Below are 23,538 nucleotides of genomic sequence, written 5' to 3' on the forward strand. Positions count from 1 at the left end.
GGCGGGGCAGGATGGGTCACCATTCTCGGCATGAGGACCTTCGGGGGGCGAAGGGCGGTGGCGCGTGCCCCCGTCCTGCTGGTGGCACTCCCGCTGCTCGCCGTCGCCGCCTGCAGCGGCGCCCTCGACCAGGCCCACAGCGTGCAGACCCGGCTGAACCGGATCGACGAGGTCGTCGCCTCCCGCGTCAGCACGCCGTCGCCGAGCACCGGCGCCGCCATCGAGGTCGTGTACGACGACGCGGACACGGTGCGGTCGCTGTCCCGGCTGGTCAAGGCCGTCGACGCCGTCGCGGACGACGAGGACTACCCGTCGTACCGCCTCGACCTGGTCCCGGCCGCGAACGAGCACGACCGGCTCACGGTGGACGACTCGTTCGGCGGGAGCACGGACCAGGCGTCCGTCCTCGACAACTGGCTCGCGACCACGGGCGCGCTGCTCGGCGACGTCCGGTACACCTTCGAGCCCGGCACCGAGGAGATCGACGTCGACTCCGGTGCCGGCATCGCCCACGACGTCGGGGAGGCGAGCCGGATCCGCTACGGCTTCCCCGGCACCGTCTGGACCTTCCGCGACGGCGCCAGCTCGTTCGTCGCGTCGGGACGGGTGTCACCCACGGACGTGCTGCTGTTCCAGGGCGCCCAGCGCACCGTCACCTCCGAGATCCTGCCGGCGCCCGCGTCGGCGTGGACCCTCGAGCGCCGCGACCGCCAGGTGCTGCTCGACCTCCACGTCGCGTTCCCCGGCGGGCCGATGCCGCCCGAGCGGCTCACGGTCCGGCGGTACGGCGACGCGGTCGCCCGGCTCTCCGACGCGGCGATGTCGGTGGTGCGGGTCGCCGGCCTCCCGGCCACGATCCGGCTGATCGCGGCCACCCCGGACGGGGACGACGACGTGTTCGGCTACTGGGTCTCCGACCGGCGCCCGGTGCGCGGCCGCGATCCCCTGGCCCGGGGCTGGGACCTGTGGCTGGCGCACCGGGGCGACGGGTTCGGCGACCGCCTCCGTCAGCCGGCCGGCAGCGCCACGTAGGTCGTCTCGAGGTACTCCTCGATCCCCTCGAAGCCGCCCTCGCGCCCGAACCCGCTGGCCTTCACGCCGCCGAACGGCGCCGCCGGGTTCGACAGCAGCCCGCTGTTGATCCCGACCATGCCGAACTCCAGCGCCTCCGCGACCCGGATGGTCCGGGCCAGGTCCCGCGTGTAGACGTACGACGCCAGGCCGTACTCGGTGTCGTTGGCCTGGCGGATCGCCTCGTCCTCGGTCTCGAACGTCGTGATCGGTGCCACCGGCCCGAAGATCTCCTGCACGTTGATCTCGGCGTCGGCCGGCACGTCGAGCAGCACCGTCGGCGTGAAGAAGTAGCCCGGCCCGTCCGGCGCGGACCCGCCGGTCACCACCCGGGCGCCGTCGTGCACCGCGTCGGTCACCAGCTGGCTCACGCTCTCGACCGCCTTCTCGTCGATGAGCGGTCCGACGTCGACCCCGTCGTCCTGGCCGCGGCCGACCGACAGCGCGCCCATCCGCTTGCCGAGCTTCTCGGCGAACTCCTCGGCGACCGAGCTGTGCACGAGGAACCGGTTCGCCGCCGTGCAGGCCTCGCCCATGTTCCGCATCTTCGCGATCATCGCGCCGTCGACGGCGGCGTCGACGTCGGCGTCCTCGAACACCAGGAACGGCGCGTTGCCGCCCAGCTCCATGCTGAGCCGCTGCAGCCGGTCGGCGGACTGGCGGACCAGGGTCCGGCCCACGCCGGTCGACCCGGTGAAGCTGACCTTGCGCAGCCGGTCGTCGCCCTGGAGGGCCTCGCTGAACTCGCTGTGCTTGCTCGTGGTGACCACGTTCAGCACGCCGCTCGGCAGGCCGGCCTCCTCGAGCAGCACGGCGAGCGCCAGCATCGTCAGCGGCGTCTGGCTGGCCGGCTTGACGACCATCGTGCAGCCCGCCGCGACGGCGGGGCCGATCTTGCGGGTGCCCATCGCCAGCGGGAAGTTCCACGGAGTGATGAACAGGCAGGGGCCGACCGGCTTCTTGATGGTCAGCAGCCGGCTGCCACCGGCGGGCGCCTGCATCCAGCGGCCGTGGATCCGCACCGCCTCCTCCGAGTACCAGCGGAAGAACTCGGCGCCGTACGCCACCTCCCCCTTCGCCTCCGCGACCGTCTTGCCCATCTCCAGGCTCGTCAGGTGCGCGAACTGGTCGGCGCGGTCGGTGATCAGCTCGAACGCCGTGCGCAGGATCTCGCCGCGCTCGCGGGGCGCCGTCCGGGCCCAGGACGCCTGGGCCTCGACGGCGGCGTCGAGGGCCTCGACGGCGTCGGTGACCGACGCATCCGCGACGTCGGTCAGCACCGAGCCGTCGGCCGGGTCGATCACGTCGATCCGCCGGCCGCCCTCCGCCTCGCGCCACTCGCCGCCGATGTAGAGGCCCCGATGGTCGGGGCCGAGGAGCTCCAGTCCGTTCATGGAGCCATCTTGCACCCGACCTGTGCGGAAACCGCTGACAGGTCGACCGCCACCGTGCGACTCTTGGAAGGTCGACTTCGGAGGGAGCACCTTGTCGTCGGCAAGAACCCCTTGCTGACCCCATGCAGCGAGGGGTTCGCCCTTATTCGGGCGCGCGCCGATGCACCCCCTCGCACCCGGAGCGCACGAGAGGCCCGAGAGGGGCGAGGGCCCCGGCCGCGCCGGGGCCCTCGCGCCGTCCACCCACCTCCACCAAGGGCCGACAGACCCTTGCGAATCCGGGCCGATCGGGTGTTGGTTCGGACCAGGAGGTACCGGCCATGGCGGACAAGGGAAGCACCAGGAGATCAGCTGGCCAAGATCTGGGGGCGAGCAGCCCGGACCGGATCCGGAACGTGGTGCTGGTGGGCCCAGCCGGGTCCGGGAAGACCACCCTCACCGAGACCCTGCTCGCCGCCTCAGGTGCGATCCCGCGCGCCGGCTCGGTGCGCGACGGCACCACCGTCACGGACTTCGAGGAGTCCGAGCACGCCCACGGCCGGAGCATCTCGCTCGCGGTCGCGGCGCTCCTCCACCAGGACACCAAGATCAACCTGATCGACACGCCCGGGTACGCCGACTTCGTCGGTGAGCTGCGCGCCGGGCTCCGCGCCGCCGACTGCGCGCTGTTCGTCGTCGCCGCGAACGAGGGCGTCGACGACGGCACCCGCTCGCTCTGGCGCGAGTGCGCCGCGGTGGGCATGCCGCGAGCGGTCGTGATCACCAAGCTCGACCAGGCCCGCGCCGACTACGACGGCGTGCTGCGCCAGGCCCAGGAGTCGTTCGGCGACGCGGCCGGGGGCAAGGTCGTGCCGCTGTACGTCCCGGTCCGCTCGGGGACCGACGTCACCGGGCTGACCGGCCTGCTCCGCCCGACCCCCGAGGCCGAGGAGACCGGCCTGCGGGGCGAGCTGATCGAGGCCGTCATCGAGGAGTCCGAGGACGAGACGCTCATGGACCGGTACGTCGGCGGCGAGGAGATCGCCGAGGACGTGCTGGTCGCCGATCTCGAGCGCGCGGTCGCGCGGGCGACGTTCCACCCCGTCGTCCCCGCCTGCTCGGTGACCGGGGTCGGCTGCACCGAGCTGCTCGACCTGGTCGTCCGCGGATTCCCCTCGCCCGCGGAGCACCCGTCGCCGGAGGTGTTCCAGCCGAACGGCGCCGCCGCCGACCCGATCAGCTGCGACAAGGGCGGGCCGCTCGTGGCCGAGGTGGTCAAGACGACCAGCGACCCGTACGTCGGGCGGCTCAGCCTGGTGCGGGTCTTCTCGGGGACGCTGACCTCGGACCAGTCGGTCCACGTCTCCGGCCACTTCTCGTCGTTCTTCGGCGCGGACGCCGGCCACGAGGACCACGACGAGGACGAGAAGGTCGGCGCGCTCTCGTACCCGTTCGGCAAGCAGCTGGCGCCGGCCGACCAGGTCGTCGCCGGCGACCTCTGCGCGATCGGCCGGCTGTCGCGGGCCGAGACCGGCGACACGCTCTCCAGCGTCGACGACCCCCGCGTGTTGAAGCCGTGGTCGATGCCCGAGCCGCTGCTGCCGATCGCGATCGTCGCGCAGACGAAGTCCGACGAGGACAAGCTCTCGCAGGCGCTCGGCCGGCTCGCCGCCGAGGACCCGTCGCTGCGGATCGAGAACAACGCCGAGACCCACCAGCTGGTGCTGTGGACGATGGGCGAGTCGCACGCCGAGGTCACGCTCGAGCGGCTCGGCGAGCGGTACGGCGTCCGCGTCGACCAGGAGCCGTTCGTGGTGTCGCTGCGCGAGACGTTCGGCGGCTCCGCGAAGGGCCTGGGCCGGCACGTCAAGCAGTCCGGCGGGCACGGGCAGTACGCGGTGTGCCACATCGAGGTGGAGCCGCTGCCGGAGGGGTCGGGCTTCGAGTTCGTCGACAAGGTGGTCGGCGGCGCGGTCCCGCGCAACTTCATCCCGAGCGTCGAGAAGGGCGTGCGCACCCAGATGGAGAGGGGCTGCCGGCTCGGCCACCCGATGGTCGACCTGCGGGTCACCCTCACCGACGGCAAGGCGCACAGCGTCGACTCGTCCGACATGGCGTTCCAGATGGCCGGTGCGCTGGCGCTGCGCGAGGCCGCGGCGGCCACGACCGTCACGATGCTCGAGCCCTTCGACACCGTGAGCGTGGTGGTCCCCGACGACATGGTCGGCCCCGTCATGAGCGACCTGTCCGCCCGGCGGGCGCGGCTGCTCGGCACCGACAAGGTCGGCGAGGACCGCACCCAGGTGCTGGCGGAGGTGCCGCAGACCGAGCTGGTGCGGTACGCCGTCGACCTGCGCTCCTCGACCCACGGCGCGGGCGTCTTCACCCGGTCCTTCGCGCACTACGAGCCGATGCCCGAGGACGTCGCCCGGACGATCCCGCCGCGGACCTAGGCGCGCGCGGCCCGCAGGAACGCCTCGAGGACCGGCCCCGCCGTACCGGAGCCGGACGAGCCGACGTCGACGAACACGGCGACGGCCAGGTCGCCCTGGGCCGCGATCATCCAGGCGTGGGTGAGGACCTTGCCGTTCTTCTCGAACTCCGCAGTGCCGGTCTTGGCGATCACCGGCGGGCCGGGCACGTCCAGCAGGCCGGTGCCGCTGCCCGAGGTGACCACGGCCCGCAGCATCTCGCGCAGTTGGCCGGCCTCCTGCTTGCTCAACGGCTCGGCCTCCTCCGGCACGGACACCTCGACGGAGTCGATCATCCGCGGCACGACCGTGTGTCCGGCCTGGATCGACGCGATCACGGTCGCCATCGCCATCGGCGAGGCGAGGACGGTGTCCTGGCCGATCAGGTCGGCGGCGGCCTCGGTCTCCGACGCCGGCGGCTCGACGCTGCCGAAGTACGAGGGGAAGCCGAGGTCGTGGTCGATCCCGAGCCCGAGCGACGCCGCCGCGGCCGCGAGGTCGCCGTCCTTCAGGCGGCCGGCCTGCGAGATGACGGCGGTGTTGCAGGAGTTCGCGATCGCGGTCCGCAGCGGGACCCGGCCCAGGGCGCCGCTCGGGTAGTCGTCGTAGTTCTCGAACCGCTTGCCGTCGACGACGATCGACGAGGTGCAGGGGACCACCGACGACGGGGTGAGCCCGGACCGCAGCAGGGCCAGGCTGCTGACGCTCTTGAAGGTCGACCCCGGCGCGAGCTGGCCGTAGGTCGCGAGGTTGTAGCCGGCGTTCCCCGGCCCGTTGGCGGCGGCGAGGATGTTGCCGGTCGACGGGCGGATCGCGACCAGGGCGCTGCCCGGCCCGATCCCGGCGAGCTGGTTCTCCGCGATCGTCTGCAACCGCTCGTCGAGCGTGATCCGGAGCGGGGTGCCCGGCCGGGCCTCGACCCGGAACAGCTGCCGCTCGCCCCCGGCCGCGCCCTCGGCGTTCACGACCGCGCCCTCGGTGCCCTGGAGCTGGTCGTCGTACCGCGCCTGCAGGCCGGAGAGCCCGGCCACGTCGCCGACCTGGTACTTGTCGGGGTCCTGCTTCACCATCTCGGCGGTCACCGGGCCGACGGACCCGAGGATCGGCGCGGCGAACTCCCGTGTGGGCGCCAGCGGGATGTCGTCGGGGATCGCCCGAGCGCCCTTGATCGCGGTGTAGCCCCGCGCGGCCGCGAGCGGCACGTCCTCCTTGCGGAGGACGATCGCCTCGACGAACGCCTGGTCGCCCGCCGCCTCGACCTCCTTGACGTACGCCGCGGCGTCGACGTCGACCAGCCGCGCCAGCCGGCGCGCAGAGTCGGCGGCCCGCGCCTTCGGCACGAGGGTCTTGTCGATGCCGAACCGCAGCACGGGGCGGTTGCCGACGATCTGGAACCCGCCGGCGCCGACGATCGGCCCGCGGACGGCGGCGATCGGGGTGACGTCGAGGACCGCGCCGTCGCCGAGGTTCGACCAGACCACCCGGTGCGACCAGCCGACCTGCCACTCGTCGCTCGCCTCGGTCAGCGTGGCCTCGGTCGTGTAGGTCCACTCGTCGCCGGCGACCGGCCAGGTCCAGGACAGCGGGACGGTCGCCGTACCGTCGCCCTCGTCGACGTCGCCGGCGCTGACCACCGGCTCGATCTCGCCCATCCCCTCGACGACCGTGCCGTAGTCGGTCGCCACGTCCTCGGGGGTCGCGTCGGTGAAGACCAGGCCGGAGAAGTCACCGGAGGCCAGCGCCCTCGCCAGCTCGTCCGCGGTGTCCTGCGGGTCGGGACCGGAGACCGGGTCCGAGGGGTCGCAGGCCGTGAGCGCGACGACCAGGACCGCAGCCGAGATGAGGGAACGCACCCCCCGGTTCTACCAGCCCCCGACGACCCCGACCGTTGAGTTGGGCAGGAGTCACCGTCGAGTTGGGCTGGATTCGCCCACGGCTGGGAACGGGGCCCAGCTCAACGGGGAACCGGGCCCAACTCAACGGGCAACGGGGCCCAACTCAACGGGTCTTGTGGCGGGGCTTCTTCTGGCGGGCGTCGGCGCGGGGGCCGCCGGAGTCGCGCTGGAGCTCGATCAGCTTGCCGGAGATGCGGGTGGTCCGGAGCGCGTCAAAGACCTCCTCGGCGAGCTCGGCGGGGAGCTCGACGAGCGAGAAGTCCGGGCGGATCTGGATGTGGCCGAAGTCGGCCCGCCGGAGCCCGCCCTCGTTGGCGATCGCGCCCACGATCTGGCGCGGCTCCACCTTGTGCCGCTTGCCGACGTTGATCCGGTACGTCGCCATCGGCTGGTCGCTGCCGCCGCGCGGCCCGCGGGTGGCCCCCCGGGTGGCGGAGCGCTCCGGCCGGTCGCGCTCCTCGCGCGGCTCCCGGACCGGCTTCTCCGCGGCCGGGTCGAGCAGCAGCGGGGTCTCGCCCTGCGCGACGACGGCGAGCGCGGCGGCGACGTCCACCTCGGGCACGTCGTGCTCGCGCACGTAGTGGCCGATGATGTCGCGGAACCGCTCGATCCGGCTCGTCTGGGTGAGCGCCTCGGTGATCGCGTCGTCGAAGCGGGAGAGCCGGGTCGCGTTGACGTCCTCGGCGCTGGGCAGCTGCATCTGGGTCAGCGGCTGGCGGGTGGCCTTCTCGATGTGCTTGAGCAGGTACCGCTCGCGGGGCGTCACGAACGAGATCGCGTCGCCGCTGCGCCCGGCCCGGCCGGTGCGGCCGATGCGGTGCACGTACGACTCGGTGTCGGTGGGGATGTCGTAGTTGACGACGTGGCTGATCCGCTCGACGTCCAGGCCGCGGGCGGCGACGTCCGTGGCGACCAGGATGTCGAGCTTGCCGGACTTGAGCTGGTTGACGGTCCGCTCGCGCTGCGCCTGGGCGACGTCGCCGTTGATCGCGGCGGCGGAGAGGCCGCGGGCGCGGAGCTTCTCGGCGAGCGTCTCCGTCTCGTTCTTGGTGCGGACGAAGACGATCATCCCCTCGAAGTTCTCGACCTCGAGGATCCGGGTGAGCGCGTCCACCTTCTGCGGGTAGCTCACCATCAGGTAGCGCTGGGTGATGTTCGAGGCGGTCGCGGTCTTGTTCTTGACCGTGATCTCCTCGGGGTCGTTCAGGTACTTCTGGGAGATCCGGCGGATCTGCGCCGGCATCGTCGCGGAGAACAGCGCGACGTTCTTCTCCGCGGGGGTGTCGGCGAGGATCGTCTCGACGTCCTCGGCGAAGCCCATGTTCAGCATCTCGTCGGCCTCGTCGAGCACGAGGAAGCGCAGCTCGGACAGGTCCAGCGTGCCCTTGTCGAGGTGGTCCATGATCCGGCCCGGGGTGCCGACCACGACGTGGACGCCGCGGCGCAGCGCGCTGAGCTGCACGCCGTACCCCTGACCGCCGTACACGGGCAGGACGTGGACGCCCCGGATGTGCGCGGCGTACCGCTCGAACGCCTCGCAGACCTGGAGCGCGAGCTCACGGGTCGGCGCGAGCACCAGCGCCTGCGGGGACTTCTGGTGGAGGTCGAGCCGCGACAGGATCGGCAGCGCGAACGCCGCGGTCTTGCCGGTGCCGGTCTGCGCCAGGCCGACCACGTCGCGCCCGGCCAGCAGCGACGGGATCGTCGCCGCCTGGATCGGCGAGGGCGTCTCGTAGCCGACGTCGTCGAGCGCCTTGAGCACCTTCGCGTCGAGCCCGAGGTCGGCAAAGGTGGTGCTGTCCGGGATCTCCTCGTTGCTCACCCGTTCCACGGTAGTGGCTGCGCCGCCCGGCGCCACCTTCGCCGTCGCGGTGGGCTGGCTCACTCGACGGTCACGGACTTGGCCAGGTTCCGCGGCTTGTCGATGTCGTGCCCGAGCCGCAGCGCGGCGTGGTAGGCCAGCAGCTGCAGCGGCACGGTCAGCAGGATCGGGTCCAGCTCGCGCTCGTTGCGGGGTACGACGATCCGCTCGGCCGCCAGGCCGCCCAGGTCGACCCCGTCGTGGGTGACGACCACGAGCGGCCCGCGGCGGGCGTCGATCTCGTGCAGCGCGCCGACGTTCCGGTCGGTGAGCTCGTCCTCCGGCACGATCGCGACCGTCGGCACCTCCGGTGAGATCAGGGCCAGCGGCCCGTGCTTGAGCTCCGAGGTCTGGTAGGCCTCCGCGTGCCGGTAGGAGATCTCCTTGAACTTCTGGGCGCCCTCGCGCGCGACCGGGAAGCCGCGCACCCGGCCCACGAAGAACAGGCTCTCGGCCTCGGCCAGCCGGCCGGCGAGCTCGGCGAGCGCGTCCTCCTGGGCGAGCACCTCCTCGATCTGGCCGGGCAGCCGCTGCAGGCCGGCGATCAGCCGGCGCCCGTCCGCGATCGAGAGGTCGCGCACCCGGCCGAGCTGGAGCGCCAGCAGCGCGAACCCCAGGAACATGTTGGTCAGCGCCTTGGTCGAGGCGACCGCCACCTCCGGGCCGGCGTGCAGGTAGATGCCGCCGTCGCACTCGCGCGCGATCGCGCTGCCGACCACGTTCACCAGGCCGATCACCCGGCCGCCCTTGCGCCGGATCTCCTGCACCGCCAGCAGCGTGTCGATGGTCTCGCCGGACTGGGACACCGCGACGTAGAGGGTGTCGGGCTCGATGATCGGGTTGCGGTACCGGAACTCGCTCGCGGCCTCCGCGTCGGCGGGGATCCGGGCCAGCTCCTCGACGAGCGACGCGCCCATCTGGCCGACGTAGTACGCCGACCCGCAGCCCAGGATCTTCACCCGGCGGATCGCGCGGGTCTCGCGGGCGTCCATGTTCAGGCCGCCGAGGTGCGCGGTGCCGAACCGCTCGTCCAGCCGCCCGCGCAGCACCCGCTCGGCCGCGGCCGGCTGCTCGAGCATCTCCTTGTGCATGAACGAGTCGTGCTCGCCGGCGTCGTACGCGTCCGGGTCGATGTCGAGGGTGACGGTCTCGCGGGCGCTGGTGAACCCGCCGGCGGTGATGGTGGTGATCTCGCCGTCCTCGAGGTGGGCGACCGTGGTGGTGTGCCGCACGAGCGCGGCCAGGTCGGAGGCGACGTACATCTCGCGGTCGCCGACGCCGACGATCAGCGGGCTCCCGTTGCGGGCGACGACCAGCCGGTCCGGGAAGTCGGCGTGCATGACCGCGAGGCCGTAGGTGCCCTCGACCGAGGACAGCGCGTCGCGGACCTTGGCCTCGAGGGTGTCGGCCTCGGAGCCCGCGATCAGGTGCGCGAGCACCTCGGAGTCGGTGTCGCTGGCCAGCTCGACGCCCTCGTCGGCGAGGCGCTGCCGCAGCACCGACGCGTTGTCGATGATGCCGTTGTGCACGATCGCCACCCGGCCCTTGCCGTCGGTGTGGGGGTGCGCGTTGACGTCGTTCGCGGGTCCGTGCGTCGCCCAGCGGGTGTGGCCGATGCCGACCTTGCCCCCGAACCGCTTGGGCAGCCCGTCGGCGAGGTCGCGCACCCGGCCGGCCCGCTTGGCGACCTTGATGCCGGTGCCACCGAGGACGGCGAGGCCGGCCGAGTCGTAGCCGCGGTGCTCGAGCCGGGTCAGCCCCTCGAGCAGGATCGGAGCGGCCTGCTGGCTCCCGATGTATCCGACGATTCCACACATCTGCTGTCTCCTCTTCGCTTGCTGGGTCTCGACACGCCGGTCGCGACTTCGTTCCTCAGTCGCGCGGCTCGCTCGACCACCTTCAGCGGAGCCGCTACGCGGCTCCGCTACCCGTAGACGATGCGCCGCAGCTGCCGCTCGGTGAGCTCCGGAGCGGCGACCACGCGGCCGGCCAGCTCCCCGGCGATCCGGGCGAAGATCTCGTCGTTCTTGGCGCCGTAGGTCTTCAGCTGCGCGTGCCGGCGCCGCACGTACTCCTCCACGGGCTCGTGGTGGAACGCGACGACGTCCTCCACCACCCGGGTCGCCTCGGCCGGCGAGAGACCGGTGCTGGCGGCGATGCGCTCCACCAGCGCGGGGTCGGGAACGGCGGGCACGGGGACGATCCTGCGCTCACGCCACCGGTTTGCGCAAATTCCTGCCCGCATTCGGGCAGATTCCCTCGACTTCTCGAACCCGCGGCGGCCTGCTCCGGCACGGTGGAGCGCCATCGCCGCTCTGGCGGCTCCAGGAGGCACCGAGTGGAGCGCAGAGAGCGGATTCACCGGTTCTTTGGACACCCCGGTGGGTATCGGCTACCTTAGGTGAACACACGGTGAACAACAGGAGTCCGAGGAGCGACACGATGACCAACAACCTGGTGCAGACCTGGGTGTCGGTGACGGACGCCGACGGCCGGACCCGCCTCGAGGCCCGGTGGACCCCGGCTCCGCAGAGCGGCGCCCCGGTGCACGTCGTCGACGCCGCCTGACCCGATCTCCGTCCGACCCCGCCGGCCCGCCGGCGGGGTCGACGCATGTCCAGACATTTCCTGGGATACCGGGGAATGAACCGGACTCTGGTCCGGTTAAGGTCGTCAAAGGTTCAACCAATCGACTACCCGCACCAGGAGCACTCCATGTCGTTCTTCAACCGCCAGACCACCGAGCAGTTCGACGCCCCCACCGCCGCCGTCGAGGACATCTCCGGCGACTACACGATCGACCCGACGCACACGCGGATCGGCTTCAGCACCCGCCACGCGATGGTCACGACCGTCCGCGGCCAGTTCAAGGAGTTCGCCGGCACCGCGCACGTCGACAGCCAGAACCCGGCCAACTCCCGCGTGGAGCTGACCATCCAGACGAGCAGCATCGACACCGGTGTCGCCGACCGCGACGCGCACCTGCGCTCCGCCGACTTCTTCAACGCCGACGAGAACAAGGAGATCACCTTCTCCTCGACCAACGTCGAGCGCGACGGCGAGGACTGGGTCGTCACCGGCAACCTCACCCTCAACGGCGTCAGCAAGCCGGTCACGATCACCTTCGAGCCCACCGGCTCGGCCCGCGACCCGTTCGGCAACCTGCGCATCGGCTTCGAGGGCGGCACCACCATCAACCGCAAGGACTGGGGCGTCACCTGGAACGCCGCGCTCGAGACCGGCGGCGTGCTGGTCTCCGAGAAGGTCAAGCTCGAGTTCGACGTCTCCGCGATCCGCAACGCCTGATCGCCACGTCTCCCCGAACGGGGCCGCCGGGAATCCGGCGGCCCCGTTCGTCATTTCCTGCTTCGATGTCGCGGTGACCGAGCTCGACCTGCCCGCCGGGCTGACCAGCCGCCCCCTCGCGATGTCCGACGCGACGGCCGTCTACGAGGTGATGGCCGCGCAGGAGCAGGAGGACGTCGGCAAGGTCGCGATCGAGGAGGCCGACATCCTGGCCGACTGGCAGCGGCCGTCGTACGACGTGAGCGCGGGCACCGTCGGCGTCCTCGACGGCGACCGGCTGGTGGCGTACGCCGAGCACATGGGCGGCGACAAGGGCGACGCGGCCGTGCACCCGGCGTACCGCGGTCGCGGCATCGGGACGGCGCTCGCGCGCTGGATGCAGGAGCGCGCCCGAGCCGCCGGCGCGACCGTGGTCGGGATGCCGGTGCCGCAGGGGTCGGCCGGTGACCGGCTGCTGGCGGCGCTCGGCTACCGCGTCCGCTGGGAGACCTGGGAGCTCTACCTGCCCGAGGGCGCGGAGATCCCGGCGCGGCCGCTGCCCGAGGGCTACGCGCTGCGCGAGGCCACGCCCGACGACCACCCGGCCTGCTGGTCGGTGCTGGAGGACGCGTTCCTCGAGTGGGCGGTCCGCGACCGCGAGCCGTACGACGACTTCCTCGCCTCGGTCGTGGGGCGGCAGGGCTTCGAGCCGTGGCACCTGCGCGTCGTCACCGACCCCGCGGGCGAGGTGGTCGGCGTGACGAACGTGCTGCTGTTCGGCGGCGACGAGGGCTACGTGAACAAGGTCGCCACCCGCGCCGACCAGCGCGGGCTCGGGCAGGCGATGCTCGTCGACGCGTTCGCCGCCGCCCGCTCGCACGGCGCCACCCGCTCCGGCCTGGCCACCGACTCGCGGACCGGCGCGCTGTCGCTCTACGAGAAGGTCGGCATGCAGGTCACGTCGACCTGGCTGAACCGCGCGATCGATCTGTGACGGGGCCGCGCGTCCAGCTGGTCCAGAGCGGCCGCCCGCTCGTGCGTCACGGCGAGCCCGGGCTCGTAGCCTGAGGCATGCGCGCCACCCTCGCCCTCGCCGCCGTCACCGCCACGACGCTGGTCGGACTCGGCACCGCCGCGCCCGCCGGCGCCACCGCCTGCGAGGCCCACTACCCCGGCTGGACGATCAGCCACCTCGAGCTGCACAACGGGGTGACCTGCGACCACGCGAAGCAGGTGGTCCACCACGCGATGCGGCGCGAGGCCCACAAGATCCACTGGCGGTGCAACGACCCCGCCGGGACCAGCCACAAGCTGTTCAGCTGCTGGTCGACCAAGAACGACCACCGGATCTCGTTCTACGCCTCGGAGAACGGCGCCACCGGGGGCTTCTAGCGGACGGTCGTCACGACGGACCGCCCCGATGTGGCCGCGCGGCCGTGCAACGAAACCTGAGAGCTGCACGCCCCCGACCATGACCCCACACGCCGCGTGCAGCCCTCGGAGTCGTCAGAGACCTGCGGCTGGTGTGCGCGATGGTCTTCCTCGCCGTGCGCAACCAACTGGTCTGGAACGCCGCCGAATCGCGAGCCGGTTCGTCGAGACGTTCCTAGCCTCGATGCATGCGTATCGCACTCCCCCCGGGCACCGGCGCGGGCACATCATTGGCCCTCGACCCGGCGGCGCCTGCCGACGCGAACGCGGGCATGACGCGTGCGCGCCACGAGAGCATCGAGCATCGCCACGTCGTCAGCTGTTGGTCGAAAGACGCCTCAGATGACGGCCAGACGTCCGTGGTCATGAACGTCAGGGCCCGGAGACGCACGCATGGGCGCTAAGAGCATGGACACCAGGACCCGCCTACTCCGGGTTGGGGCCCTGGCCTTTCTCGAGGCGCCGGGTCTGGATCCGTTGCGTGGAATGACTCTCTCGGATATCGCTGAGCGGGCCGGGGTGAGCCGATCGACGGCGTACCGCCACTTCGACAGCAAGGAGGCCTACCTGGCGGACGTCTCTCGGTTCCTCGTCGGTGATGCCGCCCTGTTCGACACCGAAAGCGCACACGTCACGCGCGCCTCGAACCAGGCCAGAGAGCTTCCTCTGCTCGACGGCCTTCTGCACGTGGCCACGGCGGACATCGAAGCACTCTCCTTGACGGACGTTTGGGCGGCTATGGAGGCGTTCGTCGTGGGGTTCCTAAGGATGCGAACCGATCTCCACGACGTCGCGGTCGACGGGTACGTCGAAGTCGACCGGCTCACCTACTCCTGGTACGCACCGGTGCTGCACGCTGCGGGGCGCCTACCGCGCCGCCCATTGACCACCGAGGACGTCGGGGTGCTCATGCAAGCCCTCGTGGAAGGCGCCGGCATCCGGGAAACCGTCCAAGCGATGGTGTTCCAGCGACCGATCGGCACCTCGGGCCCGGCGGGACTGTACGCGTACGGCGTCGCAGCCCTGCTCGCCGCGGTGACGAGAACCGAGGACGACGATCGGAACCTTCATCAGTATCTGGAGGATGTCTTCTCCTCGTAAATGAGACAGAACCGGCCATGACTGTTCTCCAAATCTGCCTGACGGGACGCGACTCTGGGTGAGCCGCAGTCACACCCGAAAGGCAGGACATGATGAAGCGCAGCAGCCGCATCGCCGGCATCTTCGTACTCGCCACGATCCTCGCGATCTTCGCGCTCGCGACGCCGCCCGCCGCGAACGCGGCATCCGTCAGTGTTTCCGGCACCGTCGCTTGCCGCAATGGCCTCCCCGTCGTCGGCGTCTGGGTCAACTCGACGGGCGGCGGCTCCAAGTTCGCCGGCTGGACCCGTCGCAGCGGGATGCCTTGGGTCGCCGACTACTCGACGACACTGTCGTCCGCCTCGTCGACGACCATCCGGCTCGATATCGGCTGCGGGGATGCTGGCGGGGGGCGATGGCTGTCCAACAACCGCACCGGCGACTACGGCGGGTCCGGGTCGCGAGTAATCAACGCGCTGTGCAACGAACCGAGCGGCTCTGCTTCGCCGGCGGTGCGCTGCTCGCTCTGGAACAACACAGTGCTCATCGGCATGCCGGCCTCGGGCTACTACGACCGGTTCGGCTACAGCCCCTTCAGTAGTCATCCCGGCGACGACGTGGCCACCGACATCTACCAGACCGACGGCACCGCCGCGGTGCTTCGCGCCGCCGCACCCACCTCTGCCAACCTCACGATGAAGATCGGCAGCCGCTACGGATCATGCTCTGGTGCAGCCGGCACCGGCCTGACCGTCAACGTCTACCGTAACGGCACCTACATCGGGTTCTACCGGGTCACGCACCTCAACAACGTCTCGCTCACGGCCGGCGCCGCGGTCTACAACGGCACCGTTCTTGGCACCTTCCACAAGTGGGACCTCCACAACAGCTGCTACGACGTGAGTACGCCCGAGGGTGTGCACGTTCACGTCGGCCTGTTCAACGCCGAGGGCCTCCATCAGGGTTGGGCCTGCTACTCGCCCTCCCTCAGTTCCAGGACGTGGTACACCGAGGGCCGATGGATCGGCAGCCTCGGCCCGAACGGGATCAGCACCGGCCACCAGCCGTGCCCGTAGCGCCGAGGGCCGACCTGGTCGGCGGGGTCGAGCCTGCAGACCCCGCCGACCGTGCGGCCGCAGAGCCCACCTAGATCTGGATGTCTCGGAACCCGCCCACCTCGGCGTGGGCGGTCCCGTCGAGCGCCCAGGACCGGTCGGCCAGCGCGATCCGCGCGGTCGCCCGCTCGCTGTTGCGGCACAGCAGCGGCGCGCCGTCGGGGTCCTGGTAGTCGACCTCGACGGTCTCGCCCGCAGGGAGGTCCACGGCGATCGAGAGCCGGCGCCGGCCGAGCCGGCCGCGTACGTCGAAGCCGTCGTCGCGCAGCGTGGCCCGCAGCCCGAGCGACGCGAGCAGCGGGTCGCCCGGCACGTCACCGCCGGCGAGCCGGAACCGGACCAGCGGCAGCGGAGGCAGCCGGTTGAGCCCGGGCCGCATCGAGACCGCGGCCACCACCTCGCAGACCTCGCCGTCACCGAGGTCGGCGTGCAGCCAGCCCCAGCGCCGCGCGTTGCCGTGCCCGTAGATCCGGGCGTCCGCCCCGGGCGCGTCGCGCAGCACCAGCTCGCGGTCACCGACCCGGACCACGCCGGAGTACCGCGCGACCGGTCGCGGGACCACCTGGGCGGCCGGCAGCAGCTCGCGCTGCCAGGCCCAGCGCGGGAACGTGAACAGCGTGCGGTCCGGGCCGGCGGACGCCAGCTCCCAGGTCACCGACCCGGCGCGGCCGGCCAGTGCGCCGTCGTACCGGACGGCACCGCACACGAAGCCCGACTCAGGGCGGTCCCACGGCGCCGGCCCGAAGCGCTCGAGCACCGGCGCGGCCCCGGGCTCGAACACCGCGACCCACCCGTGGCCCCACGCCTCACCGCCGTCACCGGGCGCGACCAGCTCGTGGTGGATCCAGAGGCCGGTGCCGGTCGCCGGGTCGGTGATCGTCGTGTACCAGACCTCCAGCCGCCCAGGCTGACCGCGCCACCGGCTGCGGAGGTCGGGCTCGGTTGCGGTCATCGCACCTCCTGCAGGTGGCTCGGGTTGAGGCAACCCTGTCACCGCGCGCCTCGCTGCGCCCGGTGAGGCCCGGTCACAGGGGCTCGTACGCCGCCCGCGTGACGCCTGGACCGTCCCTCCTCCTCCCCACGGCCCGTGCGGGGCCGCCCGCTGCGATAACGTTCTCAGCGTGACCGAGCCGGGCCGTCCTCCGACCATCCGCGACGTGGCGCGGGTCGCGGAGGTGTCGGTGGCGACCGCGAGCCGCGCGCTCGGCAACTACGGCCGAGTCAGCGCGGAGACCCGCGCCCGGGTGCTCGCCGCCACCGAGCAGATCGGCTACCGGCCCAACAGCCTGGCGCGCAGCATGATCACGCGGCGTACCAACTCCATCGGTGTCGTCTGCGCCGACATCGCCAGCCCGTTCTTCGCGGGCGTGGTCCGCGGGATCACCGACGAGGCGAAGCGCGCCGGCTTCGACACCCTGCTGGTCAACACGGACGAGGACGTCGCGACCGAGCGGGAAGCCGTCGCGCTGCTCATGGACAAGCGCGTCGACGGGCTCATCGTCTCCGCCGCCGACGTCCGCGAGGTCGAGCACCTCGCCGGTGCCCAGGAGCGGGGCACGCCCGTGGTCCTCATCGACCGCATCAGCTCGATGCTCGACGCCGACGCCGTCACCGTCGACGACGTCGCCGCGACCGAGGAAGCGGTCCGGCACCTGCTCGGTCTCGGGCACCGCCGGATCGGCGTCATCGCCGAGCTCCGGATCGAGCGTGAGGCGGACTGGGCGAACCTCCTGGGGCCCGACCTCGACCGCGATCGCGGTGAGCTGAACGCCAGCGCGGCGCGGTTGCTCGGCTACCTGCGCGCCCACCGAGCGGCCGGCGTTCCCGTCGACCCGAGCCTGGTCTGTCGGACCGGCTCCTACGACGTGGGCGGAGCGACCGAGGCCGCCCGTGCGCTGCTGACGCGGACCAACCGGCCCACTGCACTCGTCACCATCGACAACGTGATGACCGTCGGTGCCTTCCGGGCCGTCCGCGAGCTCGACCTCGACCTGCCCGGCGACCTGTCCTTCGTCGGGTTCGACAACCTGGACTGGACGACGCTCGTGCGTCCGGCGTTGACGCTCGTCGAGCAGCCGATGCACGAGATCGGCGAGCAGGCGGCGCGGAGACTCGTCGAGCGCATCAGCGGCGACGACCAGGAGCCGCGCCGCATCCTGCTCCCGACGTCGTTCCTGGTCCGCGGGTCGACCGCGGCCGTGGAGTCCTGAGCCGCCGGCGAGCTCGGCACCGCGTCAGCGGTGCTCGCCGCCGGCGGCCCAGGAGTCGAAGGCGGGCTTGTTGGCAAGCAGCCCGAGCTCGACGCGCAGCCCCAGCGGGCTGAGCAGGTAGCGGAACCGGACACGGCCGTCGTCCTCGAGGCCGTCGCCCTCGGTGCGGTAGCCCGCCTCGTGTAGCTGCGAGGTGGCCACCTCCAGGTCGTCGACCCAGTAGGTCAGGTGGTGCAGCTGGTGGTGGCCGCCGGTCGGAGCCCAGACGCTGCCGGGCGCGGACTCGATCAGCTTCACGTGTGCCGGAGCCGCGGCGGTGACGAAGCGCACCGGGCGTCGCTCGACCGACCCGTCGGCGAGCCGCACGGTGGTCTCCCACTCCAGGACGGTGCTCCAGCGGCCGACCAGCGGCAGGTCGGCCATCGCCGCCTCCAGGTCGTCGACGACGATGCCGACGTGCGCGACGCCGCCGAGCACGTCAGAACCGGATGCCGTAGTCGCCACCGCTGGTCCACTCCTCCCAGGCCGGCCGAGTCTCCGCGGCCCCGATCTCGATGCGCAGGCCGTTCGGCCCGAGCAGATAGATGAAGCGGGTGGCGCCGTGCTCGTCGTCGCCCCAGGCCTCGAGCCGATAGCCCTCCGCCTGGAGCTCGGCACTGTCGCCCGCCAGGTCGTCGCTCCAGTAGGCCAGGTGGTGCAGGCCACCGCCCGGGTTGGCCTCGACCGACCACAGCCCGGACTCGGCCTCGATCACCTCCCACTGCGGCGGCCCACCCCGAGACGCGGTCCACCGCACCCGGCTGCTCTGCTCACTACCGGCCTCGCCGCCCACCAGGTGGACGGCCACCTCGCGCTCGAGCACCGTCGACCACTCGTGACCGAAGGACCGCGCGAGCTGGTCCATGGCCGACTCGAGGTCGCCGACGACGACCCCGACGTGCCAGAGCTCGTCGAAGTCGACCGTCATCGGGCCGTCCGGTAGGCGTCGGCGCCGGAGGGGCTGACCCGCCCGTCCAGCACGTCCGCCTCGAGGTCGTCGGCCGGGCGGGTGGCGGGATCGCCGTACCCTCCGCCGCCGCCGGCGCGCAGACTCACGACCTGGCCCGGGGCCGCGACGCCCTGGCCCTTGACGGGCAGGGCGCTCTCGGCGCCGTCCTCGTCGATGAGGGCGAGCGACGCCGAGCGGCCGGGCCGGCCCCCGTCGAGACCGAGCGGTGCGTACTCCGGCCGGGTCTGCTCCGCCTCGGAGAGGAAGTGCAGCGGCTTCTCGGAGATGTTGCGGTAGTCGGCTCGGATCCCGAGGCCGCCCCGGTGACGGCCGGCGCCACCGGAGTCCGGGATCAGGGAGTACTGCTCGACCCGCAGCTCGTAGGACGACTCGATGACCTCGGCCGGGATCAACTGGCAGTTGGCCATGTGCACGTCGAGCGCATCGGCGCCGTCGCGGTCGGCGCACGCGCCGGCGCCGCCGGCGACGTTCGCCAGGAGGACGACGCCCTCGCCCGACTTCGGCGACCGTGACTCGCACACCAGGACGGGCCAGCCGACGAACCACTCGGCCGAGGCCCGCTGCGGCGCCGCCTCGGCCAGCGCACGGGTGACGATCGACGCCAGCCGCTGCGAGGCGAGGTGCCGGTCCCCGACCGCCGCCGGGAAGTCCGGGTTAACCGCGGTGCCGGCCGGCGCGTGGAACGTCACCGGCGCGAGGGAGCCCTCGTTGAAGGGGACGTCGGCGGGCATCAGGCACTTCACCGCGTAGTGGACGACCGAGCGCAGCGTGGAGTTCGGGATGTTCATCCCGCCCCTCATCTGCGGGTCGGAGCCGGTGAAGTCGAAGTGGATCCGGTCGCCCTCGATCGTGGCGGTGACCGCCAGCTTCACGGGGGAGTCCAGGTCGAGCCCGTCGTTGTCGAGGTAGCCCTCGGCGTAGTAGTCGCCGTCGGGCAGCTTGGCCAGCTCGGCCCTGGTCCGACGGACGGTGTAGCCGAACAGCTCGTCGATGGCGGCGAGCAGGACCCGGGTGCTGAACTTCTCGGCCAGTGCGGCGAAGCGGGTGCCACCCGAGCGGGCCGCCGCGATCTGGGCACGCAGGTCGCCGTGGTTCTGGGCGGGGTGCCGGACGTTGGCGCTCATGATGTCGAGCACGGTGGTGTTCGGCTTCCCCGCCACCTCGACCTTCAGCGCGGGCAGCAGCACACCTTCCTCGTACGCCGACTCCGAGCGCGCCGCGGCGGTGCCGGGCGTCCGCCCACCCCAGTCGGCGTGGTGGGCGATGACCCCGGTGAATCCCACGAGCACGTCGTGCTCGTCGAAGACCGGCACGAAGATGTTGATGTCGTTGGTCTGGCAGGCGCCCAGGTAGGGGTGGTTGTTGATGAAGACATCCCCCGGCTCGATGTCGTCCCCCCACTTGTCGAGGCAGGACTGGAGCGCCGGCGCCATCGACGCCAGCAGGCTGGGGATGTCGAGGGCGGCGGCGAGCATCCGGCCGTGCGCGTCGAACAGCGCGCACGAGTAGTCGCGCATGTCCTTGACCACCACGCTGAGGGCGGTACGCCGCAGGGCGGTGCCCATCTCCTCGGCGATGGTCTCGAGGGCGTGCCGGACGACCTCGGTCGTGATCGGGTCGGCGAGGCGCTCGCCGGCCGGGCCGGTGGGCTCGGTCGCAGTCGCGGTCATGGCGTCACGCCCCTTCGCGGTCGTTGTAGGTGATGAGCAGGTTGAGGTCGTCGTCGACCCGGACCGTGGTGTCGGGGATGACCACAGTCGTGGCCTCGCGCTCCTCGATGATCGCGGGGCCCGGGATGACCGTGCCCGGCGGCAGCGACGGCCGCAGGTAGACCGGCGTCTGCACCCGGCCCGGACCCGTGAAGTAGACCTCGCGGTGCTCGGCCGGCTCGGCGCTCCCGTCGACGGTGGCGACGACGCCTGCCGCGCCCGAGTCGAGGACGCCGTACGCCTCGAGCCCGACGGCGACGAGCTCGACCCGGTCCTCGGGGTTGCTGTGCCCGAACTCGAACAGGTGCTGCTCGTGGAACTGCTTGACCGCCTGGTCGAGCGCGCTGCCGTCGAAGACCGCGCCCTCGACGATGACCTCGACGTCGTTGTCCTGCCAGGCGTAGCGGAACCGGGCGAGTCGGATGTGGTCGATGCGCACCACGCCGGAGCCGGCGAACCGCTCCGCGGCGGCCTCGGCCAGGGCGGCGTAGGTCGCGTCGACCTCGGTGAGGTCCAGGTCCGACACGTCGGCGTCGACGACGCGGACGAAGTTGTACTTGATGTCCGAGCCGGCCATGCCGACGGCCGAGAAGGTGCCGGGGTTCGGCGGCACCAGCACGGCGCCGACGTCGACGAGCGCGCCCACGCTCAGGGCGTGCATGGGACCCGCCCCGCCGAAGGGCAGCAGGTGGAAGTCCCGCGGGTCGTACCCGCGGTTGACGCTCACGACGCGCACGCCGCGGGCCATCACCGCGTCGGCGACGTCGAGGATGCCGATCGCCGCGGTGTCGACGTCGACGCCGAGCGGGTCCGCGACGTGGGTCTTCACGGCCAGCCGGGCGGCCTCGAGGTCGAGGGCCATCTCGCCGCCGAGGAACGAGGTCGGGTCGATCCGGCCGAGGACGAGCTGCGCGTCGGTCGTGGTCGGGCGCGTGCCGCCGCGGCCGTAGCAGGCCGGGCCCGGCACGGCGCCGGCGCTCTCCGGCCCGACGTGCAGGCCACCGGCCTCGTCGACGTACGCGAGGGAACCGCCGCCGGAGCCGATCGTGTGGATGTCGAACTGCGGCACCAGCATCGGCCGGCCCTCGAACAGGCTCTCCCGCTCGACGCGGGCGCGCCCCTCGTGGATGAGGCAGATGTCGGTCGAGGTCCCGCCCATGTCGAAGGTGATCTGGTGGGGGTAGCTCGACTGCTTGGCGACCTGGGTCGCGGCGAGGACACCCGCCGCGGGGCCCGAGAGCACCATGCGGTGGGCGTTCTCCGCCGCCTCGGTCACCTTCATCACGCCGCCGTTCGACTGCATGATGAACGTCGGGCAGGTGACCCCGGCCGGCCCCAAGCCGGCCAGGATCCCTGCCATGTAGCGCGCCACCAGCGGCCGCAGCGCGGCGCTGACGACGGTGGTGCACGCGCGCGGGTACTCCTTGATCTCCGGGGCGACCTCGCTGCTGATCGCCACCGAGAGGTCCGGCAGCGCCGCCCGGAGGGCCGCGGCCAGGCGCTGCTCGTGCTCGTCGTTGCGGAAGCCGAAGAGCAGCGTGACGGCGCATGCCTCGACGTCGGCGGCGCGGACCGCCTCGACGACGCGCTCGATCTCGGCGTCCTCGAGCGGGGTGACCACCCCGCCGAGGCGGTCGACGCGCTCGTCGACCTCGATCACCCGCGACCGGGGGACGTAGGGACGCGGCTTGGCGACCCGGAGGTCGAACAGGTCGCTGCGCAGCTGGGTGCCGATCTCCAGGACGTCGCGGAAGCCACGGGTGACCACCAGCGCCGTCCGCGGGAGCTTGGACTCCAGCAGCGCGTTCGTCGCGACCGTCGAGCCGTGGCAGAAGACGTCGAGACTGCCGACGTCGACGCCGCGCGTCTCCTGGATCTGCTCGATGCCGTGCAGGATGCCGATCGAGGCATCGTGCGGGGTGCTCGGCACCTTCTCGACGACCCGGCGGCCGTCCTCGTGCAGGACGACGACGTCGGTGAACGTCCCGCCTACGTCAATCCCCAGTCGGGACACGGGCTACTCGCTTTCCGGCTTCACGTACAGGTACTGGCTGATCTCGGGGTCGTCGATGTTCTCCGGCGTGGCGATGACGACGTCGTAGAGGTTCTCGCTCTCCGGCTCGTCGCCGCCCCGCGCGTGCTCGACGAGCGCCTCGACCGCGTCCTTGCCCATGTCGTAGGGCTTCTGGACCATGAGGGCGTCGATCTGGCCCTGCTCGAGGAGCGCGACCTCGTCGGGCGAGGCGTCCACGCCGATCACGACGATGTCGTCGCTCTTGCCGGCCTGCTGGACGGCGTTCGCGGCGCCGATGCTTGCGTTGGTCCACGACGCGTAGATGCCGGCCAGGTCGGGCACGCGGGACAGCAGCGCCGAGGCCTTGGCGGCGTTCTCGGCGATGTCGGCGCCGGCGTACTGCTCACCCTCGTTCTCGAGCCCCTCGTGCTCCTCGAGCTGCTCGGTCCAGCCGTCGAGGCGGATGTCGACGCTCTGGATGCCCGGCGTGTAGCCGACGTAGCCGACCTTGCCCTCGCCACCGAGCAGCTCGGCCATCTCGTCGGCGGCCATCTCGCCGTTGACCTTGCCGTCGGACTTGAAGGTCGCCAGGCGCGCCGACTCGTCGTTGACGTCGCTGTCGACGGTCACGATCGGGATGCCGGAGTCCTGGACCTGCTTCATCGGGGCGACCATGGCGTCGGCGTCGAGCGCCGACATGATGATGCCGTCGGGCTTGGTGGCCGCGATGGACTGCAGCAGCTGGGTCTGGCTGGCCACGTCGAGCGTGGTCGGCGCCTGCCAGGAGAAGTCGATGCCGAGCTCCTCGGCCTTCTCCTCCGCACCCTTGACGAGGGTCAGGTAGTAGGGGTCGAACTGGTCGTTGAGCAGCATCACGATCTTGAGGTCGTCACCACCTCCCCCGCCGGTCGAGCCCGACGCCGAGCTGTCCTCCTGGGTGGAGCAGGCGGTGAGGGCCAGCCCGGCCAGGGCCAGGACGGCGGTCTTGTGCAAGGGGTGCTTCATGGTCGGTTC

The 23,538-nt window shown here is 71.9% G+C and carries 20 protein-coding genes; 9 read left to right on the plus strand and 11 right to left on the minus strand.

Annotated features, from left to right (window positions below; genetic code table 11):
• Positions 1–30: 30 nt before the first annotated feature.
• On the plus strand, positions 31–1,032 hold the full coding sequence (locus tag ABD086_RS21120; RefSeq protein WP_343909889.1) for a hypothetical protein: 1,002 nt from the start codon (positions 31–33) through the stop codon (positions 1,030–1,032).
• Here ABD086_RS21120 and ABD086_RS21125 read toward each other — a convergent pair.
• A complete protein-coding gene (locus tag ABD086_RS21125) occupies positions 1,008–2,465 on the minus strand; it encodes an NAD-dependent succinate-semialdehyde dehydrogenase (protein ID WP_343909891.1) in 1,458 nt (485 codons plus the stop codon). The genes ABD086_RS21120 and ABD086_RS21125 overlap by 25 nt on opposite strands.
• Positions 2,466–2,785: 320 nt before the next feature.
• Here ABD086_RS21125 and ABD086_RS21130 point away from each other — a divergent pair, with 320 nt between their 5' ends.
• Positions 2,786–4,897: an elongation factor G-like protein EF-G2 gene (locus ABD086_RS21130; RefSeq protein WP_343909893.1), complete on the plus strand. Its 2,112-nt coding sequence runs from the start codon at positions 2,786–2,788 to the stop codon at positions 4,895–4,897.
• Here ABD086_RS21130 and ABD086_RS21135 read toward each other — a convergent pair.
• The 4 genes from ABD086_RS21135 to ABD086_RS21150 form a co-directional block, all read right to left on the minus strand.
• Positions 4,894–6,768, minus strand: a complete 1,875-nt coding sequence (locus ABD086_RS21135; RefSeq protein ID WP_343909895.1) for a penicillin-binding transpeptidase domain-containing protein — start codon at positions 6,766–6,768, stop codon at positions 4,894–4,896. The two genes, ABD086_RS21130 and ABD086_RS21135, sit on opposite strands and share 4 nt — an antisense overlap.
• A gap of 145 nt (positions 6,769–6,913) precedes the next feature.
• Positions 6,914–8,632, minus strand: coding sequence for a DEAD/DEAH box helicase (locus ABD086_RS21140; RefSeq protein ID WP_343909897.1), 1,719 nt, complete (start codon positions 8,630–8,632; stop codon positions 6,914–6,916).
• A 59-nt stretch (positions 8,633–8,691) separates the two neighbouring features.
• Positions 8,692–10,488, minus strand: a complete 1,797-nt coding sequence (gene glmS / locus ABD086_RS21145) for a glutamine--fructose-6-phosphate transaminase (isomerizing) (protein ID WP_343909899.1) — start codon at positions 10,486–10,488, stop codon at positions 8,692–8,694.
• 107 nt (positions 10,489–10,595) lie between these two features.
• Entirely contained in the window at positions 10,596–10,865 is a 270-nt protein-coding gene (locus tag ABD086_RS21150; protein WP_343909901.1) for a hypothetical protein, read from the minus strand.
• A 248-nt stretch (positions 10,866–11,113) separates the two neighbouring features.
• Between ABD086_RS21150 and ABD086_RS21155 the strand changes: the two genes are divergently transcribed.
• The 6 genes from ABD086_RS21155 (at position 11,114) to ABD086_RS21180 (ending at position 15,543) form a co-directional block, all read left to right on the plus strand.
• Positions 11,114–11,239 (plus strand): hypothetical protein, encoded by a 126-nt coding sequence (locus tag ABD086_RS21155; RefSeq protein ID WP_343909903.1) that lies wholly within the window; start codon positions 11,114–11,116, stop codon positions 11,237–11,239.
• Between the two features lie 147 nt (positions 11,240–11,386).
• Complete coding sequence (locus ABD086_RS21160; RefSeq protein WP_343909905.1) at positions 11,387–11,977, plus strand: YceI family protein; 591 nt, start codon at positions 11,387–11,389, stop codon at positions 11,975–11,977.
• A 73-nt stretch (positions 11,978–12,050) separates the two neighbouring features.
• Entirely contained in the window at positions 12,051–12,950 is a 900-nt protein-coding gene (locus ABD086_RS21165; protein WP_343909907.1) for a GNAT family N-acetyltransferase, read from the plus strand.
• Positions 12,951–13,027: 77 nt separating this feature from the next.
• Positions 13,028–13,348: a hypothetical protein gene (locus ABD086_RS21170; RefSeq protein WP_343909909.1), complete on the plus strand. Its 321-nt coding sequence runs from the start codon at positions 13,028–13,030 to the stop codon at positions 13,346–13,348.
• A 432-nt stretch (positions 13,349–13,780) separates the two neighbouring features.
• On the plus strand, positions 13,781–14,488 hold the full coding sequence (locus ABD086_RS21175) for a TetR/AcrR family transcriptional regulator (protein WP_343909911.1): 708 nt from the start codon (positions 13,781–13,783) through the stop codon (positions 14,486–14,488).
• A 92-nt stretch (positions 14,489–14,580) separates the two neighbouring features.
• Complete coding sequence (locus ABD086_RS21180; protein WP_343909913.1) at positions 14,581–15,543, plus strand: hypothetical protein; 963 nt, start codon at positions 14,581–14,583, stop codon at positions 15,541–15,543.
• A gap of 70 nt (positions 15,544–15,613) precedes the next feature.
• Here the strand turns inward: ABD086_RS21180 and ABD086_RS21185 are convergent, their stop codons facing one another.
• Positions 15,614–16,534 carry a hypothetical protein gene (locus tag ABD086_RS21185; protein WP_343909915.1) on the minus strand — a complete coding sequence of 307 codons (921 nt, stop codon included), beginning with the start codon at positions 16,532–16,534 and terminating at the stop codon, positions 15,614–15,616.
• A 169-nt stretch (positions 16,535–16,703) separates the two neighbouring features.
• Between ABD086_RS21185 and ABD086_RS21190 the strand changes: the two genes are divergently transcribed.
• Positions 16,704–17,792 (plus strand): LacI family DNA-binding transcriptional regulator, encoded by a 1,089-nt coding sequence (locus ABD086_RS21190; protein ID WP_343909917.1) that lies wholly within the window; start codon positions 16,704–16,706, stop codon positions 17,790–17,792.
• A 24-nt stretch (positions 17,793–17,816) separates the two neighbouring features.
• Here ABD086_RS21190 and ABD086_RS21195 read toward each other — a convergent pair whose 3' ends face one another.
• The 5 genes from ABD086_RS21195 to ABD086_RS21215 are packed head-to-tail and all read right to left on the minus strand — an operon-like array spanning position 17,817 to position 23,529.
• Positions 17,817–18,269, minus strand: a complete 453-nt coding sequence (locus tag ABD086_RS21195) for a VOC family protein (RefSeq protein WP_343909919.1) — start codon at positions 18,267–18,269, stop codon at positions 17,817–17,819.
• A 1-nt stretch (position 18,270) separates the two neighbouring features.
• Positions 18,271–18,759, minus strand: coding sequence for a VOC family protein (locus ABD086_RS21200; RefSeq protein WP_343909921.1), 489 nt, complete (start codon positions 18,757–18,759; stop codon positions 18,271–18,273).
• A complete protein-coding gene (locus tag ABD086_RS21205) occupies positions 18,756–20,471 on the minus strand; it encodes a hydantoinase B/oxoprolinase family protein (protein WP_343909923.1) in 1,716 nt (571 codons plus the stop codon). Before ABD086_RS21205 ends, ABD086_RS21200 begins: the two co-directional genes overlap by 4 nt.
• A 4-nt stretch (positions 20,472–20,475) precedes the next feature.
• Positions 20,476–22,524 carry a hydantoinase/oxoprolinase family protein gene (locus ABD086_RS21210; protein ID WP_343909925.1) on the minus strand — a complete coding sequence of 683 codons (2,049 nt, stop codon included), beginning with the start codon at positions 22,522–22,524 and terminating at the stop codon, positions 20,476–20,478.
• A 3-nt stretch (positions 22,525–22,527) separates the two neighbouring features.
• Entirely contained in the window at positions 22,528–23,529 is a 1,002-nt protein-coding gene (locus ABD086_RS21215) for an ABC transporter substrate-binding protein (protein ID WP_343909927.1), read from the minus strand.
• Between the last annotated feature and the right edge of the window lie 9 nt (positions 23,530–23,538).

The organism is Nocardioides aquiterrae (genome assembly GCF_039526625.1).
GTDB classification, from domain to species: domain Bacteria; phylum Actinomycetota; class Actinomycetes; order Propionibacteriales; family Nocardioidaceae; genus Nocardioides; species Nocardioides aquiterrae.

What these genes read in the sequence shown, in the direction of transcription:
- ABD086_RS21170 (WP_343909909.1), top strand. Translation starts at nt 13,028, where the DNA reads ATGCGCGCCACCCTCGCCCTCGCCGCCGTCACCGCCACGACGCTGGTC.
- ABD086_RS21125 (WP_343909891.1), bottom strand. Translation starts at nt 2,465, where the DNA reads ATGAACGGACTGGAGCTCCTCGGCCCCGACCATCGGGGCCTCTACATC.
- glmS (WP_343909899.1), bottom strand. Translation starts at nt 10,488, where the DNA reads ATGTGTGGAATCGTCGGATACATCGGGAGCCAGCAGGCCGCTCCGATC.
- ABD086_RS21130 (WP_343909893.1), top strand. Translation starts at nt 2,786, where the DNA reads ATGGCGGACAAGGGAAGCACCAGGAGATCAGCTGGCCAAGATCTGGGG.
- ABD086_RS21205 (WP_343909923.1), bottom strand. Translation starts at nt 20,471, where the DNA reads ATGACCGCGACTGCGACCGAGCCCACCGGCCCGGCCGGCGAGCGCCTC.
- ABD086_RS21180 (WP_343909913.1), top strand. Translation starts at nt 14,581, where the DNA reads ATGAAGCGCAGCAGCCGCATCGCCGGCATCTTCGTACTCGCCACGATC.
- ABD086_RS21120 (WP_343909889.1), top strand. Translation starts at nt 31, where the DNA reads ATGAGGACCTTCGGGGGGCGAAGGGCGGTGGCGCGTGCCCCCGTCCTG.
- ABD086_RS21175 (WP_343909911.1), top strand. Translation starts at nt 13,781, where the DNA reads ATGGGCGCTAAGAGCATGGACACCAGGACCCGCCTACTCCGGGTTGGG.
- ABD086_RS21200 (WP_343909921.1), bottom strand. Translation starts at nt 18,759, where the DNA reads ATGACGGTCGACTTCGACGAGCTCTGGCACGTCGGGGTCGTCGTCGGC.
- ABD086_RS21155 (WP_343909903.1), top strand. Translation starts at nt 11,114, where the DNA reads ATGACCAACAACCTGGTGCAGACCTGGGTGTCGGTGACGGACGCCGAC.
- ABD086_RS21215 (WP_343909927.1), bottom strand. Translation starts at nt 23,529, where the DNA reads ATGAAGCACCCCTTGCACAAGACCGCCGTCCTGGCCCTGGCCGGGCTG.
- ABD086_RS21160 (WP_343909905.1), top strand. Translation starts at nt 11,387, where the DNA reads ATGTCGTTCTTCAACCGCCAGACCACCGAGCAGTTCGACGCCCCCACC.
- ABD086_RS21185 (WP_343909915.1), bottom strand. Translation starts at nt 16,534, where the DNA reads ATGACCGCAACCGAGCCCGACCTCCGCAGCCGGTGGCGCGGTCAGCCT.